Consider the following 18277-nt stretch of genomic DNA (forward strand, 5'->3'; position numbering starts at 1 on the left):
GCGGCCGCCCGCGCCGGAGGGGCGCCGTACGTGAGGACACGCCATGGCACTTCCCATCGTCGCCGTCGTGGGCCGCCCCAACGTGGGCAAGTCCACGCTCGTGAACCGCATCGCCCAGGTGGACGAGGCCATCGTCCACGAGATGCGCGGCGTCACCCGCGACCGCTCCTACCACACCGCCGACTGGAACGGCGTCGACTTCACCCTCATCGACACCGGCGGCATCGAGATGGGCGGCGACGACGCCTTCCAGGGATCCATCACCGCCCAGGCCTTCGAGGCCACGCGCGAGGCCGACGTCATCATCTTCCTCGTGGACGGCCGCACGGGCATCAACGCCGACGACGAGGAGGTGGCGCGCATCCTGCGCAAGTCGTCCAAGCCCATCTTCCTGGCCGTCAACAAGATGGACAACCCGGCGCGCGAGGACGGGCTGTGGGAGTTCTACCAGCTCGGGCTCGGCGACCCGTGGCCCGTGAGCGCCATGCACGGCCACGGCACGGGCGACATCCTCGACGAGGTGGTGGCCGAGCTGCGCAAGCTCGACCTGGAGCCCCACGAGGAGGTCCCGGCGATCAACGTGGCCATCATCGGCCGCCCCAACGCGGGGAAGAGCTCGCTCACCAACAAGCTCACCAACAACGAGCGCTCCATCGTGTCGGACGTGGCCGGCACCACCCGCGACGCCATCGACACGCTGGTCGAGCACGACGGCGAGCTCTACCGCATCGTCGACACGGCGGGCCTGCGCCGCAAGAGCCAGATCGACCAGGACGTGGAGTACTACGGCTTCGTCCGCGCCATGCGCGCCATCGACCGCGCCGACGTGGCGCTGCTCGTCATCGACGGCTCCATCGGGCTGACCAACGAGGACCAGCGCGTGGCGGGCTACGCCGCCGAGCGCGGCTGCGCCATGGTGATCGTGCTCAACAAGTGGGACCTGGTGGAGGGCCCCGAGGCTAAGGCCGACATCCGCGAGCGCATCGAGGACCGCATGACCTTCGTCGGCTACGCGCCGGTGGTGGCCGTCTGCGCGCTCACCGGCAAGAAGGTCGACCGCATCTGGACGCTCATCGACGAGGCCTACGCCAACTACGCCAAGACCATCCCCACCGCCCAGCTCAACAACTTCCTGTCGGGCATCCGCGAGAGCGGCCACACCATATCCAAGGGCAAGGCCATCCTGCGCATGAAGTATGTCACGCAGACGTCGACGTGCCCGCCGCAGTTCACCTTCTTCTGCAACCGCCCCGACATCGTGGACGACAACTACGAGCGCTACCTCGAGAACCGCCTGCGCCAGGCCTTCGACCTGACGGGCACCCCCATCCGCCTCAAGTTCAAGAAGAAGGACTAGCCGCGCCCGGCGGTCGGTAAGAAAGGGAAGGCCCGCGCTTCATGCTCTCTGCTCTCGGAATGCTCCTCATCCTGTTCGTCGTCACGTTCCTCTTGGGCTCGATCCCCTGGGGCGTGGTCATATCCCGCCTCGTGTTCCACAAGGACATCCGCGACGAGGGCTCGGGCAACATCGGCACCACCAACGCCATGCGCTCGCTCGGCAAGGCCGGCGGCGCGGCGGTGTTCGTGCTCGACTTCGGCAAGGGCGTCGCGTCGGGGGCGCTCGCCGTCGCGCTGGCGGGCGTGCTCGCGGCCGACTCGGCGGCCACGGGGCTGCCGCAGGTCACGCCGCTGCTCGCCTTCTGCGGCCTGGACAAGGCCGACGCCGTCATGGACGCCGCGCGCCTGGCCCGCCAGGTGGCGCTGGCCGTCGCCTTCGCCGGCTGCACGCTCGGGCACATCTTCAGCCCGTGGCTCGGCTGGCGCGGCGGCAAGGGCATCGCGGTGGCCGTGGGCGCGCTGTTCTTCGTGTTCGGGCCGGTGGGCGCGCTCCTGGAGATCGCCATCTTCGCCGTGCTGGTGCTCGCGACGCGCTATGTCTCGGTCGGCTCGGTGGCGGCGGCGGTGGCCTGCCCGCTGTTCGCGCTCTACTACTATTGGGGCGACTGGCCGTGCTGGGCCGTCATCACGGCGACGGCGCTCGTGGTGGTGTGGGCGCACCGCGGCAACATCGACAGGCTGCGCCACGGCACCGAGCGGCGCATCGGCGACAAGAAGAAGGAGCCCGCCGCGGGCTAGCGCGGCGCGGGCGCCGGGCGGGCCTGGGGCAGGTGCCCAGGCGCCCCGCCTTAGACGCGATCGGGAAGCGGGCGGAGGCGCGGTCGGCGCCGCGAAGCCGCAGGGAAGCGGGCGAGTAAGGAGGCACGCGTCATGAAGATAGCCGTCATCGGAGCCGGGTCGTGGGGCACGGCGCTCGCGCAGGTGCTGGCGACCAACGGGGCCAACGTGGGCCTGTGGGCGCGCAAGCCCGAGGTCGTGAAGGCGATCAACGCCGAGCACCGCAACACGCGCTACTTCCCCGACGAGGAGCTCTCGGCGGGCATCGTCGCCACCACCTCCTACCGCGACACGCTCCTGCGCGCCCGCGGCGTGCTGGTGGTGACGCCCTCGCACCTGCTGCGCGGCGTGGGCCGGGCGCTCGCCGACGTGGTCGACGCCGAGATGCCCGTCCTCATCTGCTCGAAGGGCGCCGAGGCCGACACCGGGCTGCTCCCCGTGGCCGTCATGGAGCAGGAGCTGGGCAACCGCGACCGCATCGCGGTGCTGTCGGGCCCCAACCACGCCGAGGAGGTCATCAAGGGGCAGCCCTCGGCGAGCGTGGTGGCCTGCTCGTCGCCCGAGACGGCCGTCTTCTTCCGCGACGCGCTGGCCAACGACACCTTCCGCGCCTACACCTCCGACGACACGGTGGGCGTGGAGCTGTGCGCGGCGTTCAAGAACGTCATCGCCATCGCCGTGGGCGTGAGCTACGGGCTGGGCTTCGGCGACAACACGGCGGCCATGCTCATCACGCGCGGCCTGGCCGAGATGAGCCGCATGGTGGTGGCCTGCGGCGGCGAGGCGCTCACCTGCATGGGGCTGGCCGGCGCCGGCGACATGGTGGTCACCTGCATGTCGCGCCACTCGCGCAACCGCCGCTTCGGCGAGGAGTACGTCGTGCGCGGCCGCACCCTGGCCGACTTCGAGGCCGACAACCACATGGTGGTCGAGGGCGCGCTGGCCTGCAAGACCCTCGACGTGCTCGCCCGCGAGCACGGGGTCGACCTGCCCATCACCGACACGGTGCGCGCCATCGTGTGGGAGGGCGCCGACCCGCGCGAGGCGGCGCTCCTTCTGGGCGACCGCCCGCTGACCACGGAGTTCTACGGGCTGTAGCGCCCCCGTGCCCGGGCCGCGCGGCCGCGTGTGGCGCCCCGTCGCGCTGCGCGTCCGCTCGCGCGGCGCCCCGCGTCATGCTGCGCGCCTCGCGCCGACCCCGCCTCGCCCGAGGCGCCCCGCGCGGCCGCTCGCGACCCCGCGCACCCCAGGTTTCGCGCCAGCAACGAAAGCCATACGCGACCGTGAAAAACGCCTCCGTGCCCGGCGCGGGGGCGTTTTGGCGCTCTATGCTGGCGTCAGCCAGAAGGGAGGGGCCCAGCGAGGGCCTGGCGGCGAGGGCCGCGCCTCCCGGACGACCTTGACAACCCAAGAGGCCGACTGTCTCGTCTCCTGCGTGAACCCTCCTCTCTCTCAATCCTGCAGTTGACCTCATGCATGCGCACGTTTCCCCCTTCTCCTCCGTGCGTATTGGAAGCCGCCCCGGACCCCCCATCCGGGGCGGCCCTTTTTTTTGCCCGCGTTCCGGGATTCCTGGCCGTTTTCGCCACGAATTCCGCATCGTCGCCCGCCAGATCCGCCCCGACGGGGCCTGATCCTGCGTAATTCGCGCCCAAAGCGGCCATCTGGCGCGGAGACCTGCGTAATTCATGGCAAAAGCGGCCAGGAATCTTGTCGGGGGGAAGGGAAAGGAAAGGGGGGAAGAGAGGGAGAGGAAGAAGGAGGGGAGGGGCAAGAAGAAAGAAGGGAGAAGTGGGAAGTGGGGAGCGGGGAGTGGGGATTCGAGGGGGCGAGGGAAGGAGAGGGGATCTGGATGGGGGCGCGGAAGAGGAGGGAGGGGAGGGAGGGGAGGGAGGGGGGTGGGAGAGGGGATGCGGGAGGGTTGGGGGAAGGAAGGGAAGGAAAGGGGAGGGGGGAATCCGGGGAGGTCGCGAGGGGGTGCCGCCCGCCTGGCGCTACTCGGCGGCCAGCGCGCGGCGCTCGAGCTTGAGGCAGGCCTCGCGCATGCGGGCGGCGCGGCCGGCGCCGGGGGTGCGCCCTCCCGCGCCCACCACGCGGTGGCACGGGACGAGCACGGCGGCGGGGTTCGCGCGCACGGCGGCGCCCACCAGGCGGTAGGACGCGGGCGAGCCGATGGCCGCGGCGATGTCGGCGGCGGTGCGCGTCTGACCGTAGGGGATCGCGCGCAGGGCGCGCCACACGCGCTGCTGGAAGTCGGTGCCGGCGGGCGCGACGGGCACCGAGAAGGCGCGGCGTTTGCCGGCCAGGTACTCCATGAGCTCGGTGGCGCAGCGGTTGGTGAGGTCGGTGGGACGGCACGGCCCGGGCAGCGCCGCCTCGCCCAGGACGACGGCGGTGACGGCGCGCCGCGTGGCCCCGATGGTGACGGGCCCGTAGGGGGTGCGGTAGAGGTAGTGGGTCTGCGCGGGGTCGGCCACGGCGCTCCTTCCTGTCCGGCGCGTGGCCCCATTATAGCCCCGGCGCCGCAGCGGGCCGCCCGGCGCGCCCGCCGGGCCCGGGGCGCGCGGCCGCGGGAGGCCACCCGCCCCGCGTCCCTCGTCCCCCGCCCCGCCCCCGCACCTCCTGTCCCGCCCGCGCCCCGCCCCGCCCCGCCCCCCCGCGCGCGCCTGCTTCGAGCGGCACGCGCCTGCCGCCCGCCGTCCCGCCCGCCTTCCGCGTTGCGCCCCGTCAACGGGGGCGCCGGGCGCGGCGGCGTTGCGCTAGAATGGGAACCCGCTGATGGAAGCGCAGACGCGGCCGCCCGCATCGCCCGCGCTGCCCGACCCGAGGGAGCCCCATGTTCCAACCTGTCAAGATCGCGCCGTCCATCCTGTCGGCCAACTTCATGAACCTGCGCGCCGACATCGCCGCCATCGAGGAGGCCGGCGCCGGCTACGTGCACGTCGACGTTATGGACGGCCACTTCGTGCCCAACCTCACCATGGGCGTGCCGCTGCTCAAGCAGCTGTCGCGCGCGACCGAGCTGCCCATGGACGTGCACCTCATGATCGCCAACCCGCTCGAGCAGATCCCCTGGTTCGTCGACGCGGGCGCCGACTCGATCACCGTGCACGCCGAGGCCCTCGGGGTCGACGAGCTCGTCCGCGCGGTGGCGCTCATCCGCGAGTCGGGCTGCGCGCCCGCGGTGTCCGTGAAGCCGGGCACGCCCGTCGAGGCGCTGCTGCCGGTGCTCGGCGAGGTGGACATGGTGCTCGTCATGAGCGTGGAGCCCGGGTTCTCGGGCCAGAGCTACATCGCCGGCAGCGAGGGAAAGGTGGCCCAGGTGGTCGCCGCGTCCCGGGCCCTCGGCGTGGCGCCGCTCATCCAGGTGGACGGCGGCATCGGGCCGGCCACGGCGCCGCTCGTGGCCGCCGCCGGCGCCGACGTGCTGGTCTGCGGCAACGCGGTGTTCGCCGCTGACGACCCGGGTGCCGCCCTGCGCGAGGTGGCCGCGGCCGCCGACGCCGCGCGGTTGGCCGCTCTCGCGGCGGCGGGGGCGTAGCGCCGTGGCCGCCGCCGCGCCCGTCGCCGACGGGTCCTACGCCTACCTGGACTACGCCGCCACCGCGCCGCTTTGCGAGGAGGCCGCCGCGGCCATGGCGCCCTACCAAGAGCCCGGCCGCGCGAACATCGCCTGCGGGGGCAACGCCAACTCGCTCCACGGCCCGGGCCGCGCCGCCTTCGCCGCCCTGGAGGAGGCCCGGCGCGCGCTGGCCGGCGCGCTCGGCGCCCGGCGCCCCTCCGAGGTCATCCTCACCTCCGGCGCCACCGAGGCCGACAACGCGGCCATCCTCGGCCTGGCCGAGGGCGCGCGCGAGGTCTACCGCCGCGCCGGGAAGGGCGACGTCACGCCCCACGTCATCGTTTCGGCCATCGAGCACGACGCGGTGCTCGCGCCCGCCAAGCGCCTGGAGGCCCTCGGCTTCGAGGTGACCCGCCTGCGCCCCGACGCCTCGGGCTTCGTCGAGGTGCGCGCGCTCGAGGAGGCGCTCACGCCGCATACCGTCCTCGTGTCGGTGCAGGCCGCCAACTCCGAGGTGGGCAGCATCCAGCCCATCGCCCAGCTCGCCGCCTGCGCCCACGAGGCGGGCGCGCTCTTCCACACCGACGCCGTCCAGGCGCTGGGGAAGGCGCCCGTCGACGTGGGAGCGCTCGACGTGGACGCGGCCTCGTTCTCAGCCCACAAGATCGGCGGCCCCAAGGGCGTGGGCGCCCTGTACCTGCGCGCCCGCACGCCGTTTGCGCCCTTCCTGCTGGGCGGCGGCCAGGAATCCGGCCTGCGCAGCGGCACGCAGAACGTGGCCGGCATCGCGGGCTTCGCGGCCGCGGCGGTGGCGGCCCAGTCCTCGATGGAGGACGAGGCGGCCCGCCTGCGCGTCCTGCGCGACCGGCTCTACGCCGGGCTCACGGCGTTGGGGCCCGTCGAGGCCACGGTGGACGTGGCGCCGGGGAGTCGCGACTTCCTGCCCAACGTCGTGCACGTGCTCGTCGACGGCTACGAGAGCCAGACGCTCATCCTGCGCCTGGACATGCTGGGCTTCGGCGTGTCGGGCGGCTCGGCCTGCTCGTCGCACTCGCTCGAGCCGAGCCACGTGCTGCGTGCCATGGGCGTGCCGGCCGACCGGGCCCAGGGCGCCCTGCGGGTGTCGATGGGCCGCTACACCACCGAGTCCGACGTCGAGGGGCTCCTGGCCGCCATGGCCCGGGCGCTCGACTGGTAGGAGGGCGGGTCCGCCGGCGGGGGCCGGGCGGGCCCGGGGAAGACGCGCCGCGCGCCCGAGGAGGCGTGGCGGCAGGAAGAGGACGCCGCGCGCCCTGGGCGGCGGCGGGAGGAGAGGACGCGTCGCGCGCTCCGGGGCGGCGGCGGGAAGGGACTGGAACGTTGGAGCTCGTCAACACGCACTGCCACTCGCGCTACTGCGGCCACGGGGCCGGCGAGGTGGCCGACTACGCCCGCGCGGCCGAGGCCGCCGGCATCGCCACGCTCGCCTTCACCGAGCACTTCCCGCTCTCGGCCGCCCTCGACCCCGACGGCTACCTGTCGGTGCCCGCCGCCGACATCCCCGCCTACCTGGCCGCCGTCGAGCAGGCGCGGGCCGACCATCCCGCCCTCGACATCATCTGCGGCTGCGAGCTGGACTACCTGGGCCCCGACGAGGACCGCGGCCTCACCGCGGACGACCTGGCCCCCTTCGAGCTCATCTTGGGCTCGGTGCACTTCGTGGACGCCTGGCCCTTCGACGACCCGGCCCAGCGCGGCGCCTGGGACGAGCCGGGGGCGCCCGACCGCATCTGGCGGCGCTACGTCGAGCTGTGGTGCCAGGCCGCGTCCGACCCTGCCCAGCCCTTCCACGTCATGAGCCACCCCGACCTGGCCAAGAAGTTCGGCTTCATGCCCTCCTTCGACCCCGCGCCCCTCTACGGGGCCATGGCCGAGGCCGCCGCCGCGGGCGGGCGCATGGTGGAGGTGAACACGTCGGGGAGCTACTACGCCTGCGCCGAGATGTTCCCGGCCCCGGCGCTCCTGGCCGCGTTCCGCCGCGCCGGCGCGCCCTGCACCGTGGGCACCGACGCCCACGACCCGGCCAACGTCGCCCGCGACATCGAGCGCGGCTACGCCCTCATGGCCGCCGCCGGTTACCGCTGCGTAACGGTTCCCACCAGGTCGGGCGACCGCCGCGAGGTGCCGCTGGCCTAGGGGGCCCGCGCGGCGTATCGTGGGAATCCTGTAGGGCCGCGCGCGGCGCCCCCGCCGGGCCGCCGCCGTGCGCTATGGTTTGCCCGAGAAGGCACGCGAACGATGGGAAGAGGCTGATCGACATGGCGTTTTTCACCCGCAGGGACAAGGATGCGACCGACGGCGCCGCCCGCGCGGCCGGTGATGCCGGGGCGCTGGCGGAGCGGCCGTCCGGCGCGCTGGCCAAGCAGGGCTTCGCGATGACCGTGGGCGGGCTGGAGTCGGCGCTGCTCAGGGAGTTCCCGGCCGCCGACGCCGAGAGCTGGGATCGCACCGGCGTGCTGGTGGGGGAGCGGGCACTGCCCGTGCGGAAGGTGGCCGTGGCCCTCGACCCGACGGTGGCCGCCATCCACGAGGCCGCGCGCGACGGCGCCAACGTGCTCGTCACGCACCACCCCGCCTTCCTCGCCGCTCCCGATGCCTTCGCGCCGGAGGCGTCGGATGCGCTCTGCCCCGGGGCGGGCGTGTGGGCCGCCATCCAGTCGCAGGTGGCGCTCATGGACTTCCACACCGCGCTCGACGTGAGCCCGCGGGCGGCCCGGGTGCTGCCCGGCATGCTGGGGCTCGCCCCCAAGGGCGCGTTCCTCGAGCCGCTGGCCGGCTCCAAGCGCAAGGGCTACGGCCAGGTGTGTGCCGTGCGCGCCGCCGGCGAGGAGCCCGAGACGCTCGGCCGCCTGGCCGCGCGCTGCACGTCGGTCTTCGGGCGCCAGCCCCGCGTGTGGGGCGACTTCGATGCGCCCGTGCGCACGGCGGCCACGGCCACCGGCTCGGCCGGCTCGCTCGGCCGCGCGGCGCTCGCCCAGGGCGTCGACTGCCTCATCTGCGGCGAGGTGAAGTACCACGAGGCGCTGGCGCTGGCCGGCGCGGGGCTGGCCGTCATCGAGCTGGGCCACGACGTGAGCGAGCTGCCGCTCGTGGCGGTCCTGGCCGAGGCGCTGCTCAAGGCGGGCGTGCCCGACGACCGCGTCATCGTCATCGACCAGGCTGACAACTGGGCCTACCCCGAGGCCATCCGCATCTAGCGCCGCGGCCCGCGCACGGCCGACGTTAAATGCCGGAAAAAACTCCCCATCGACCCCGCCCGAGGCGGGGTCGAGCATTATCATGGGGTCAGACACGCCGAGGAGCGCCGCTGACGAAAGGATGGGACCTTATGCAGGTTTCACGGGACGACCTGGCCGCCCTGCTCCAGATCCAGCAGATCGACCTGGAGATCATGCGCCAGACCAAGCAGCTCGAGGAACTACCCCAGCGCGAGGCCATCCTGGCGACGCGCCAGAAGCGCGAGTCGATCGAGGCCAAGCGCGCCCAGGTCGAGGGCCTGCAGAGGGAGGCGCGCAAGAAGATCACGCGCATCACCGACGAGGACGCGTCGCTCGCCAAGAAGGAGACGGGCGTCCAGGCGGCCATCGAGGCGGCCCACGGCGACTTCCGCAACGCCGAGGCGCGCACCAAGGAGCTGGCCGGCATCGCCAAGCGCCGCGCGACCCTGGCCGCCGACCACGACGCCGCCGCCGACGAGCTGGCCAAGATCGACGGGCTCGCGGCCCAGATCGCCCGCGCCCTCGACGAGCTGGACGCCCAGGAGCGCTCGCTCGTCGAGTCGTTCCAGCGCGAGGGCGGCTCGCTCAAGAACACCATCGCCCAGATGCAGGCCCAGCGCGCCGCGGCCGCCGCGTCCTGCTCGCCCGAGGTGCTCGACCTCTACGACCGGGCCGCGGCGCGGTCCGGCGGCGTGGCCGTGGGGCGCCTCGACGGCAACCGCTGCGGCACCTGCCGCGCCGTCATCGAGGGCGGCCGCCTCATCGACCTCAAGGCCCAGGCGCCGCTCGGCACCTGCCCGGCCTGCAAGCGCCTCCTCATCATCGCCTAGCGCCGCGCGTCCCGCCCGCCGCGCGAGCGCGAGACGGGCGAGGCGCGCGCCAAACGCAAAAAAGCCCGCGATGGCGGGCTTCATGCGGTGCGGCGTCCCGGAGGAGCCGCGGCGACAGGGGAGGCGCTAGGCGCGCTCGACCTTGCCGGCCTTCATGCAGGACGTGCAGACATTGGCCTTGCGCACGTGGCCGTTCGAGTCCTTGATGGTGATCTTCTGCACGTTGGGGCGGAAGACGCGATTGGACACGCGGTGCGAGTGGCTGATGCTACGACCGGCGACGGGGTGCTTACCGCAAACTTCACAAACCTTGGACATTTCTATCAACTCCATTGTTACTTGGTTAACCCACACGGGACACAAAAGCCCTCAAACTATAGCACACCGCGCAACGGCCATCAAGAAGAAAATGGGGAACCCGCCGCCTCGCCCCACGCCCCCGCGCCCGCCCGGCGCCCACCGTGCGTTTTGTGCATTATGCGCCGCCCGCCACCGGCCGGCCGTGGCCGCGGGGCCTTGCGCTATACTACCAGGTTGAGTTAAAGGCACCTCACGCGCCTCCCCCTCGCGGCCGCCCGCGGCGGCCGAGCCTGAAAGGAGCATCATGGACACTACTATCCCCGGTGAGCTCCACGTCGCCAACGACGTGCTGGCCGACATGGTCGGCAACGCGGCCATGGAGTGCTACGGCGTCGTCGGCATGACCGCTCCCAACGCCGCTGACGGCATCGCCAAGATCCTCCCCAACTCGCGCCTGCGCCGCGGCGTGGTGGTGGATGCCACCGAGGAGGGCATCCACGTCGAGCTCTACGTCGTCATCGAGTACGGCACCAACATCTCCACGGTGTCGCGCAACCTCATCGACCAGGTGAGCTTCGTGCTCTCCGAGTACGCGCGGGTCCCGCTGGCCGGCGTGGAGGTCCACGTCCAGGACGTCAAGGTGCGCCGCTAGCGCCCCTTCCCAGCCAGAAGGAGGGCCCGCCTTCCACGGCCCCGCATCCCCTAAGGAGAAACACCCGCCATGCCAACCGCCTACACCTCTAACGACATCCTGAACGCCATCGCGGCCGCCAGCAAGGCGCTCTCGTCCCGCAAGGAGGAGATCAACCGCCTCAATGTCTTCCCCGTGCCCGACGGCGACACCGGCACCAACATGTCGTTGACCATCGAGAGCGTCGTGGGGAACCTGGCGCGCCTGCCCATCGGGGCCGAGGGCGCCGAGATCCGCAAGGCCATCACCACCGGCGCGCTCATGGGCGCGCGCGGCAACTCCGGCGTCATCACCTCGCAGATCCTGCGCGGCCTGTGCGAGGGCACGGTCGGCTGGGAGGGCATGACCGCCGCGTCGCTGGCCACGGCCTTCGAGAAGGCCGTCGAGGTCGCCTTCCAGGCCGTGCGCAAGCCGGTCGAGGGCACCATCCTCACCGTCCTGCGCGACAGCGCCCAGGCGGCCGTCAACGCCGCGAAGCTGGGCCTGGCCACCGACGAGGCCCTCGAGGCCGTCGTCGCCGAGGCCTACGCGTCGGTCCAGCGCACGCCCGATTTGCTCCCCGTGCTCAAGGAGAACGGCGTGGTGGACGCCGGCGGCTTCGGCCTGGCCATCTTCTTCGACTCCTTCGCCTCGGCCCTCACGGGCAAGGAGGGCACCCTCGGCGACGAGCTGGCCTTCGCCCGCGGCGCCGCCCCCAAGGTGGAGATCGAGCAGATCAACGACTGGGAGGGCTCGGCCTTCCGCTACTGCAACGAGTTTCTGGTGGACTCCGACGCCCTCGACACCGACGAGGCGCTCGAGTTTCTGGCCACCATGGGCGACTGCGAGCTGTGCGTGGGCTCGGTGCCCAAGTTCAAGGTGCACGTCCACTCCAACACGCCGGACAAGGTGCTCGCCTACTTCCTGGAGCGCGGCCAGATATCCGAGGTGTTCATCCACAACATGCAGCTCCAGAGCGAGGAGCGCACCGAGAAGCTGGCCGCCGAGCAGCAGGCCGAGGCCAAGCCGCTCGGGTTCGTGGCCGTGGCCGCGGGCGAGGGCAACGCCGAGATCCTGCGCAGCCTGGGGGTCGACGTGGTCGTCTCCGGCGGGCAGACCATGAACCCCTCCACCAAGGATCTGCTGGACGCCGCCGAGCAGGTGAACGCCGACGCCATCGTCATCCTGCCGAACAACTCCAACATCATCATGGCTGCCCAGAGCGCCGCGGAGCTCTCCGAGCGCCCGTGCGCCGTGGTGCCCACCAAGAGCGTGCCCCAGGCCTTCGCGGCCCTGTTCGCCGTCGACCAGGACGCCTCGCTCGAGACCAACGTCGAGGAGATGACCGCCGCCTACGCCGACGTGCGCACCGGCGAGGTCACCACCGCCATCAAGGACTCCCACGACGCGGCGGGCAACCCCATCGCCGAGGGCGACGTCATCGGCATCTGCGACGGCTCCATCGACGCGGTGGGCGCGACGGTGCCCGGCGTGGTGATGGACCTGCTGGCCGCGATGGAGGCCGACGACGCCGACACCTGCACGCTTCTGGCCGGCGAGGACCTGGCCGAGGACGACTTCCAGGCGCTCGTCGCCGCCATCGAGGAGGCCTACGAGGACCTGGAGGTGGACGCCCACCGCGGCGGCCAGCCCCTCTACCCGGTCATCCTGTCGGTCGAGTAGCGCCCCGACCCGCCCGCGCTTGGCCGCCGCCACCCGAAAGAGAGCCGCTCACGAGGGCGCCCCCGCGGGGGCGCCCGACCGTCTGGCGGCCACCCTCGCCCTCGACGAGCCGGTGGGCCGCGTGCGCCTGGTGAGCCCGGCGCGCGCCAAAGCCCTCGAGAAGCTCGGCATCCGCACCGTGCGCGATTTGGTGACCCACTTCCCGCGGCGCTACGTCGACCTGTCGGCTGTGCGCACCGTGGCCGACGCGCGCATCGGCGAGTCGTGCACCGTGCGCGGCACCGTCCACGAGATCAAGCTCAAGCGCCCGCGGCCCAACCTCCCGCTCGTGGAGATGGCGCTCGTCGACGGCACGGGCACCCTCATGGTGACGTGCTTCCGCCAGCCGTGGCTGATGGACCAGGTGAGGGCGGGGGACGTGGTGGCCGTCGCGGGCAAGGTCGAGTTCGACTACGGCTTCAAGCGCATGACCAACCCCTACCTGGAGAAGGTGGAGGGCGGCCAGGCCGCGGCCATGATCATCCCCGTGCACCCGGCCACCGAGAAGCTCTCCCCCGCGTGGATGCGCCGGCTGGCCGAGAACGCGCTGGCGGCGGTGCGCGGGCTCTACGACCCGCTGCCGCTCTCCCTGCGCGAGAAGTACCGCCTGATGAGTCGCGGGTCGGCGCTGTCGTGCATCCACTTCCCGCAGACGATGGGCGAGGTGGCCGAGGCGCGCCGGCGGCTGGCCTACGAGGAGCTGCTGGTGCTCGAGCTGTTCCTCATGCAGGAGGGCGCGCGGCGCAGCGCCGGGCGCACGCCCGTGTCCCACGTCGCCGACGGGCCGTACCTGCGCCGCCTGGGCGAGGCGCTGCCGTTCTCGCTCACCGGCGAGCAGGATCAGGCGCGCCGCGACCTTCTGGCCGTGATGGCCGCGCCGCGCACGGCCAACCACATGATCCTGGGCGACGTGGGCACCGGCAAGACCGCCGTGGCCGCCTTCGGCCTGGCCGCGGCCGCCGACACGGGCGGGCAGGCCCTGCTCATGGCGCCGACCGAGGTGCTCGCCGTCCAGCACGGGCGCAGCCTGGGGCCGCTCCTGGACGCGGCGGGCGTCACCTACGACGTGCTGACCGGCTCGACCCCGGCGGCCGAGCGCGAGGCCATCCTCGCGCGCGTGGCCGGGGGCACCACCGACGTGCTCATCGGCACCCACGCGCTGCTCGAGGACGACGTGGCGCCGAGAAACCTGACGCTCGTGGTCATCGACGAGCAGCAGCGCTTCGGCGTCGACCAGCGGGCGCGCCTGCTGGCGAAGGGCGAGGCGCCCGACGCCGTCTACCTGACGGCCACGCCCATCCCGCGCACGCTGGCGCTCGCGCTGTTCGGCAGCCTGACGCTGTCCTACATCCGCGAGAAGCCGCACGCCGGCGCGGCGCGGGCCACCCGCGTGGTGACCAAGGAGCGGCGCGGCGTCGCCTACGACGCGGCGCGCGAGGCGCTCGGGCGCGGCGAGCAGGTCTACGTGGTGTGCCCGCTCATCGGCAAGGGCACCGAGGAGCGCGACGCCAAGGCGGCGGCCGCGCGCGACGAGGAGGACGGCGCGGCGCACCCGGTGGTGAGCATCGAGTCGGAGGCCGACCTGGCCGGCGACGACGTGGCCGCCGCCACGCGCGAGGCGGCCATGCTCCAGTCGTCCACCTTCGCCGACTACGAGGTGGCGCTCCTGCACGGGGGGATGACCGCGGCGGAGAAGAAGCAGGTCATGGATCGGTTCCGCGCCGGCGAGATCGGGGTCCTGGTGGCCACGACCGTCATCGAGGTGGGCGTGGACGTGCCCAACGCCACGGTCATGATCATCGAGGACGCCGACCGCTTCGGCCTCTCGCAGCTCCACCAGCTGCGGGGCCGCGTCGGCCGCGGCGAGAAGCCGGCCGAGGTGTTCCTGGTCTCGGCGTCCAAGCAGGACGCGGCGCTCCAGCGCCTGGGGGCCATGGAGCGCACCGACGACGGCTTCGAGCTGGCGTCGTTCGACCTGTCGCTGCGCCGCGAGGGCGACATCCTCGGCAACCGCCAGCACGGCGCCTCGGGGCTCAAGCTCGTGAACGTGGTGCGCGACGGGCGCATCATCGAGGCGGCCCACGCCGACGCGGCGGCGCTGCTGGAGGAGGATCCGGCCCTCGAGGCCCCCGAGCACCGGGCGCTGGCCCGCGAGGTGCGCATCCTCGCCTCCCACGCCGACGCCCCGTCCGGCGGGTAGGGAAGAGGAAGGAAGGCCATGCGCATCATCGCGGGCGAGCACAAGGGGCGCGTGCTGAAGGCGCCCAAGGGGGACGGCACCCGCCCCACGACCGACCGCGTGCGCGAGTCGCTCATGTCCATGCTGGCGAGCGCGCGGGGCGGCTTCGACGGCGCCGTGGTGCTCGACGCCTTCGCGGGGTCGGGCGCGCTGGCGCTCGAGGCGCTCTCGCGCGGGGCGGCCGCCGCGTGCCTGGTGGAGCGCGACGGCGCGGCCGTGAGGGTGGTCGAGGCCAACGCGCGGCTGCTCGGCTACGGGTCCGATCGCGCCCGCGTGCGCCGCGCCGACGTCCTCAAGGCGGCGGTGCCGCGGATGGGAAAGCCCTACGACTTGGTATTCCTCGACCCGCCCTACGCCACCGACCCAGCCGACGTGCTGGCGCTCGTCGCGCGCCTCGCCGCGGCGGGGCTGCTGGCGGGCGACGCCCTCGTGTCCTACGAGCACGACGCGGCGGCGAGTGCCGCGGTAGACGATCTGGCCGCGTCGGCCGGCCTCGCCGTTGCCACGCGCCGCGCCTGGGGCGATACTGTCATAGACCTGCTGCGCCCCGACGGCGCGCGCACCGAGGGCGCCGAGCCGCCCGCCACGCCCCACGAGGAGGAGACCCGATGAGACGCGCCCTGACCCCCGGCACCTTCGACCCCATCACCGCGGGGCACCTCGACGTCATCACCCGTGCCGCCCAGATCATGGACGAGGTGGTGGTGGCCGTGGCGGCCTCGGCCAAGAAGCGGCCGCTGTTCTCGCTCGAGGAGCGCGTGGCGCTCGCGCGCGAGGCCACGGCGCACCTGCCCAACGTCCGGGTGGAGCCCTTCGACTGCCTGCTCATCGACTTCGCGCGGCAGATGGACGCCCGCGTGGTGGTGAAGGGCCTGCGCGCCATCACCGACTTCGAGTACGAGTTCCAGCAGACGGCGCTCAACTACCAGCTCGATAGCCAGCTCGAGACCATCTTCATCATGTCGCCTCCGGAGTACATGTACCTGTCCTCCTCGGTGGTGCGCGAGATAGCCTCCTTCCACGGTGAGCTCGACCAGTTCGTCCCCGCCTGCGTGCGAGAGGCCCTGGAGGCGAAGTTCCCCCGCGCTGAGTAGCGCCCTCTTCCGCGATCTCCTCCCTCCCTCGTAGTCGCGTCGTCGCCACGCGCGCTGGGGGAGCCACCGCGGTGCTACCAAGAGCCCCGCAGGAGGTGAAGGCCCCTCATTCCCCGTCTCGTCAGCCGCTCGCCGACGAACCTTTCTCCGAGTTGTGGAGAGTTGTACCGATAATTGGTCAGTCATGAACGCCCCCTGGCGCGTCCAGGGCGCTGTGCTACTATATTCAACTGAACTACAACGCTCCCTTACCGCAGGTGAGGGGCGTTATCCGTCAAGGAGACGAGGACGAGAAGAGCCGTGAGCCAGCTGATGCTGACACATACCGACAAACCTCGCGGGGGGGGGCAGCCGCTTCAAGGTAGCCCTCGCAGCCGCCGCGTAGCCTCTTCCGCGCGCCTGGTTCCGGGCGCGTCCCGTTCCTCCGCCCGCCCCGCCTTGTCGCGGGCGGGCGATCCCCTCATCCAGCAACCTGCCGCCGCGCCCCTGGCGCGCTACGTCGTGCAGGCCGTCCCGTCCCGCGAGGACGCGGCGGCGCGCTTCGTCGCGTCCCTTGCCGGCGACGCCGTGCGGGCGTGCTTCCCGCTGCGCCGCCAGATGCCGCGCCAGAAGGCGGGGGAGTGGGGCTACGCCACCGACCTGCTGCTTCCCGGCTACCTGCTGCTCGACGCCGACGATCCCGAGGCCGTCGCGCGCCTCCTCGCCCGCTCGACCCAGGCCGCCGACGTGCTGGCCGCCGACGGACGCGTGGCCGCGCTCTCCGATGCTGAGGCGGAGCTCTTGGCCGTACTCGGCGGGGCCGACCACGTGGTGCGCACGTCACGCGGGCGCATCGAGGACGGGCGCTTGATGGTGGAGTCCGGCCCGCTCGCCGGGCGGGAGGGGCTCGTCTGCCACGTCGACCGCCACCGCCGCGCCGCCTGGCTCGACCCGTCGCGCGCCGACGAGGTGCTGCTGGGCCGCAGCCCGTCTTCCGCATCCCCCTCCGCTCTGCCGGCCGGCGCCCGCGGCCTCAAGGTGGGCCTGGAGGTGGTCTCCAAGAGCTGACCTGCCGTTCTTCCGCAGCCTCTTGCGGAGAGCCCGAGCGAGCGGCCGGCCGGCTCCTCCCTCGGTTTCTCCGCAGGAAACTGCACGCATATCCCGTCGTGTAAGGCGAGGCCGCGTTCGGCGTCTCGTATAAGCGCGGGAGGGAAATAGGCGAAGCCGCGACCAGGGCCCTTGGGCCTTGGATGGCGAAGCCGTGCCGCTTGGCCTCAGTGGGGAAGGTGGCGCGGACGCGGCCCTCAGGTCGCCTGTGGGCGGCCGGGGCGAAGCCATGCGCGGGGCCGGCCCGGTCGCCTGAGGGCGTCGGCCGGCTGCGCGCGTCGCGGCTGCGAAGGACGGCCCGAGGGGGCCGGCGGCGAAGCCATGTCCGCAGGCTCGCCGGGCGTGCCGCGCCCGGTCGGCCGCGAGGCGCAGCGATGGGGCGGCCGAGGGGCCGTCGGCGCCGCCGCGCCCCGTCGCGGGAGCGCTGCTCTCGCGCGCCGGGCCCGGAGGGGCCGGGAAGGGAGCAGCCATGTGGTACGTGGTCCACGTGAGCACCGGACGCGAGGCCGCGGCCTGCCGCCTCATCGAGGAGCGGGTCGATCCGAGCCTGTACGCGGAGTGCTTCGTGCCGCGGCGCAGCGTGGCCCATCGCGTGGGCGATACGTGGAGCACCGTGGAGGAGCCCCTTTTCCCGGGCTACCTGATCGTCGATACCGCGCAGCCCCGCAGGCTGCGCGCGGCGCTCGATCGGCTGCCGGACTTCGCGCGGCTCCTCGACGTGGACGGCGAGTTCCTGCCGCTCGACGACGAGGAGGTGGCCTGGATCGACGCCTTCACGCGCCGTGGCCACCGCGTGGTGGACATGTCGCACGCGGTCGTCGAGGGCGGCATCGTCCGCATCGTGGACGGCCCGCTCGTCGGCAAGGAGGCGCAGGTCAAGCGCATCAACCGCCGCAAGCGCCGCGCCGTGCTCGAGCTGCGCATCCTCGGCCGGGTGGCCGAGGTTCCCGTCGGCCTCGAGATCCTCCGCAAGCCCCGCTGATTTCCCAGAACGCAAGCACCGCCCAAAGAGAACAAACCGATAGAAGCATTGGCTGACAACGAGATAGACTACCAAGAAGACGCCGCCCCCGCGCGCCCCAGGCGGCGCATGCAGTCGAGCCCGTCGCAGTCGGGCGCGATGCTGCTCACCTTCGACGATTTGGCCGAGTACGTCGAGGAGGAGCGGGCCGAGGCGGCCGGCGGGGCCAACAACCCGCGCCTGCGCGCCCGGGTCGCCGGCGCCGCGCGCCCCGCGGGCGCCGCGACGGTGCCGCCCCGGGCGCGCCGCTACGCCGTGCGCGAGCTCGCCGGCTACGAGGCCCCCGAGGCCCCCGACCCCGCCGTCGCCGACGCCGCCGCG

Annotated in this window: 18 protein-coding genes; 16 read left to right on the forward strand and 2 right to left on the reverse strand. The window is 72.8% G+C overall.

Going from position 1 to position 18277, the window contains the following annotated elements; all coding sequences use genetic code 11:
* Positions 1 to 43 precede the first annotated feature (43 nt).
* The 3 genes from der to LPT13_RS10135 all read left to right on the forward strand — a co-directional run bounded on the left by der (position 44) and on the right by LPT13_RS10135 (position 3273).
* Entirely contained in the window at positions 44 to 1357 is a 1314-nt protein-coding gene (der, locus tag LPT13_RS10125) for a ribosome biogenesis GTPase Der (protein WP_242166184.1), read from the forward strand.
* 41 nt (positions 1358 to 1398) lie between these two features.
* Positions 1399 to 2136: a glycerol-3-phosphate 1-O-acyltransferase PlsY gene (gene plsY, locus LPT13_RS10130; RefSeq protein ID WP_242166186.1), complete on the forward strand. Its 738-nt coding sequence runs from the start codon at positions 1399 to 1401 to the stop codon at positions 2134 to 2136.
* 132 nt (positions 2137 to 2268) lie between these two features.
* Positions 2269 to 3273: an NAD(P)H-dependent glycerol-3-phosphate dehydrogenase gene (locus LPT13_RS10135; RefSeq protein ID WP_242166188.1), complete on the forward strand. Its 1005-nt coding sequence runs from the start codon at positions 2269 to 2271 to the stop codon at positions 3271 to 3273.
* Positions 3274 to 4169: 896 nt separating this feature from the next.
* Here LPT13_RS10135 and LPT13_RS10140 read toward each other — a convergent pair.
* Positions 4170 to 4652 carry a methylated-DNA--[protein]-cysteine S-methyltransferase gene (locus tag LPT13_RS10140; protein WP_242166190.1) on the reverse strand — a complete coding sequence of 161 codons (483 nt, stop codon included), beginning with the start codon at positions 4650 to 4652 and terminating at the stop codon, positions 4170 to 4172.
* A 359-nt stretch (positions 4653 to 5011) separates the two neighbouring features.
* Between LPT13_RS10140 and rpe the strand changes: the two genes are divergently transcribed.
* The 5 genes from rpe (at position 5012) to LPT13_RS10165 (ending at position 9824) form a co-directional block, all read left to right on the forward strand.
* Complete coding sequence (rpe, locus tag LPT13_RS10145) at positions 5012 to 5716, forward strand: ribulose-phosphate 3-epimerase (protein ID WP_242166193.1); 705 nt, start codon at positions 5012 to 5014, stop codon at positions 5714 to 5716.
* 4 nt (positions 5717 to 5720) lie between these two features.
* Entirely contained in the window at positions 5721 to 6935 is a 1215-nt protein-coding gene (locus tag LPT13_RS10150) for a cysteine desulfurase family protein (RefSeq protein ID WP_347264271.1), read from the forward strand.
* A 161-nt stretch (positions 6936 to 7096) separates the two neighbouring features.
* Entirely contained in the window at positions 7097 to 7912 is an 816-nt protein-coding gene (locus LPT13_RS10155) for a histidinol-phosphatase HisJ family protein (protein WP_242166194.1), read from the forward strand.
* Between the two features lie 122 nt (positions 7913 to 8034).
* On the forward strand, positions 8035 to 8973 hold the full coding sequence (locus tag LPT13_RS10160) for a Nif3-like dinuclear metal center hexameric protein (RefSeq protein ID WP_242166195.1): 939 nt from the start codon (positions 8035 to 8037) through the stop codon (positions 8971 to 8973).
* Between the two features lie 131 nt (positions 8974 to 9104).
* On the forward strand, positions 9105 to 9824 hold the full coding sequence (locus LPT13_RS10165) for a zinc ribbon domain-containing protein (protein WP_242166196.1): 720 nt from the start codon (positions 9105 to 9107) through the stop codon (positions 9822 to 9824).
* 126 nt (positions 9825 to 9950) lie between these two features.
* Here LPT13_RS10165 and rpmB read toward each other — a convergent pair whose 3' ends face one another.
* Positions 9951 to 10142 carry a 50S ribosomal protein L28 gene (rpmB, locus tag LPT13_RS10170; protein ID WP_347264279.1) on the reverse strand — a complete coding sequence of 64 codons (192 nt, stop codon included), beginning with the start codon at positions 10140 to 10142 and terminating at the stop codon, positions 9951 to 9953.
* Positions 10143 to 10428: 286 nt separating this feature from the next.
* Between rpmB and LPT13_RS10175 the strand changes: the two genes are divergently transcribed.
* The 8 genes from LPT13_RS10175 to LPT13_RS10210 form a co-directional block, all read left to right on the forward strand.
* Positions 10429 to 10776 (forward strand): Asp23/Gls24 family envelope stress response protein, encoded by a 348-nt coding sequence (locus tag LPT13_RS10175; protein WP_242166198.1) that lies wholly within the window; start codon positions 10429 to 10431, stop codon positions 10774 to 10776.
* Positions 10777 to 10845: 69 nt separating this feature from the next.
* Positions 10846 to 12477 carry a DAK2 domain-containing protein gene (locus LPT13_RS10180; protein ID WP_242166199.1) on the forward strand — a complete coding sequence of 544 codons (1632 nt, stop codon included), beginning with the start codon at positions 10846 to 10848 and terminating at the stop codon, positions 12475 to 12477.
* 19 nt (positions 12478 to 12496) lie between these two features.
* Positions 12497 to 14716, forward strand: a complete 2220-nt coding sequence (locus tag LPT13_RS10185) for an ATP-dependent DNA helicase RecG (protein WP_242166200.1) — start codon at positions 12497 to 12499, stop codon at positions 14714 to 14716.
* An 18-nt stretch (positions 14717 to 14734) separates the two neighbouring features.
* Positions 14735 to 15367, forward strand: coding sequence for a 16S rRNA (guanine(966)-N(2))-methyltransferase RsmD (gene rsmD / locus LPT13_RS10190; protein WP_242166201.1), 633 nt, complete (start codon positions 14735 to 14737; stop codon positions 15365 to 15367).
* Positions 15364 to 15849, forward strand: coding sequence for a pantetheine-phosphate adenylyltransferase (coaD, locus tag LPT13_RS10195; RefSeq protein WP_242166202.1), 486 nt, complete (start codon positions 15364 to 15366; stop codon positions 15847 to 15849). The genes rsmD and coaD overlap by 4 nt, the downstream gene beginning before the upstream one ends.
* A 438-nt stretch (positions 15850 to 16287) precedes the next feature.
* Positions 16288 to 16896 (forward strand): antitermination protein NusG, encoded by a 609-nt coding sequence (locus LPT13_RS10200; protein WP_242166204.1) that lies wholly within the window; start codon positions 16288 to 16290, stop codon positions 16894 to 16896.
* Between the two features lie 508 nt (positions 16897 to 17404).
* Positions 17405 to 17917, forward strand: a complete 513-nt coding sequence (gene loaP / locus LPT13_RS10205; RefSeq protein ID WP_242166206.1) for an antiterminator LoaP — start codon at positions 17405 to 17407, stop codon at positions 17915 to 17917.
* Between the two features lie 48 nt (positions 17918 to 17965).
* On the forward strand, positions 17966 to 18277 hold a 312-nt coding region (locus tag LPT13_RS10210; protein ID WP_242166208.1), incomplete at its 3' end, for a hypothetical protein.

Origin of the sequence: Adlercreutzia faecimuris (assembly GCF_022669055.1) — a bacterium.
Lineage (GTDB): Bacteria > Actinomycetota > Coriobacteriia > Coriobacteriales > Eggerthellaceae > Enterorhabdus > Enterorhabdus faecimuris.

Bases quoted from the DNA above. Each gene is read 5' to 3' on its own strand.
- der (WP_242166184.1), top strand. From the start codon at position 44: ATGGCACTTCCCATCGTCGCCGTCGTGGGCCGCCCCAACGTGGGCAAG.
- plsY (WP_242166186.1), top strand. From the start codon at position 1,399: ATGCTCTCTGCTCTCGGAATGCTCCTCATCCTGTTCGTCGTCACGTTC.
- LPT13_RS10135 (WP_242166188.1), top strand. From the start codon at position 2,269: ATGAAGATAGCCGTCATCGGAGCCGGGTCGTGGGGCACGGCGCTCGCG.
- rpe (WP_242166193.1), top strand. From the start codon at position 5,012: ATGTTCCAACCTGTCAAGATCGCGCCGTCCATCCTGTCGGCCAACTTC.
- LPT13_RS10160 (WP_242166195.1), top strand. From the start codon at position 8,035: ATGGCGTTTTTCACCCGCAGGGACAAGGATGCGACCGACGGCGCCGCC.
- LPT13_RS10165 (WP_242166196.1), top strand. From the start codon at position 9,105: ATGCAGGTTTCACGGGACGACCTGGCCGCCCTGCTCCAGATCCAGCAG.
- rpmB (WP_347264279.1), bottom strand. From the start codon at position 10,142: ATGTCCAAGGTTTGTGAAGTTTGCGGTAAGCACCCCGTCGCCGGTCGT.
- LPT13_RS10175 (WP_242166198.1), top strand. From the start codon at position 10,429: ATGGACACTACTATCCCCGGTGAGCTCCACGTCGCCAACGACGTGCTG.
- LPT13_RS10180 (WP_242166199.1), top strand. From the start codon at position 10,846: ATGCCAACCGCCTACACCTCTAACGACATCCTGAACGCCATCGCGGCC.
- rsmD (WP_242166201.1), top strand. From the start codon at position 14,735: ATGCGCATCATCGCGGGCGAGCACAAGGGGCGCGTGCTGAAGGCGCCC.
- coaD (WP_242166202.1), top strand. From the start codon at position 15,364: ATGAGACGCGCCCTGACCCCCGGCACCTTCGACCCCATCACCGCGGGG.
- loaP (WP_242166206.1), top strand. From the start codon at position 17,405: ATGTGGTACGTGGTCCACGTGAGCACCGGACGCGAGGCCGCGGCCTGC.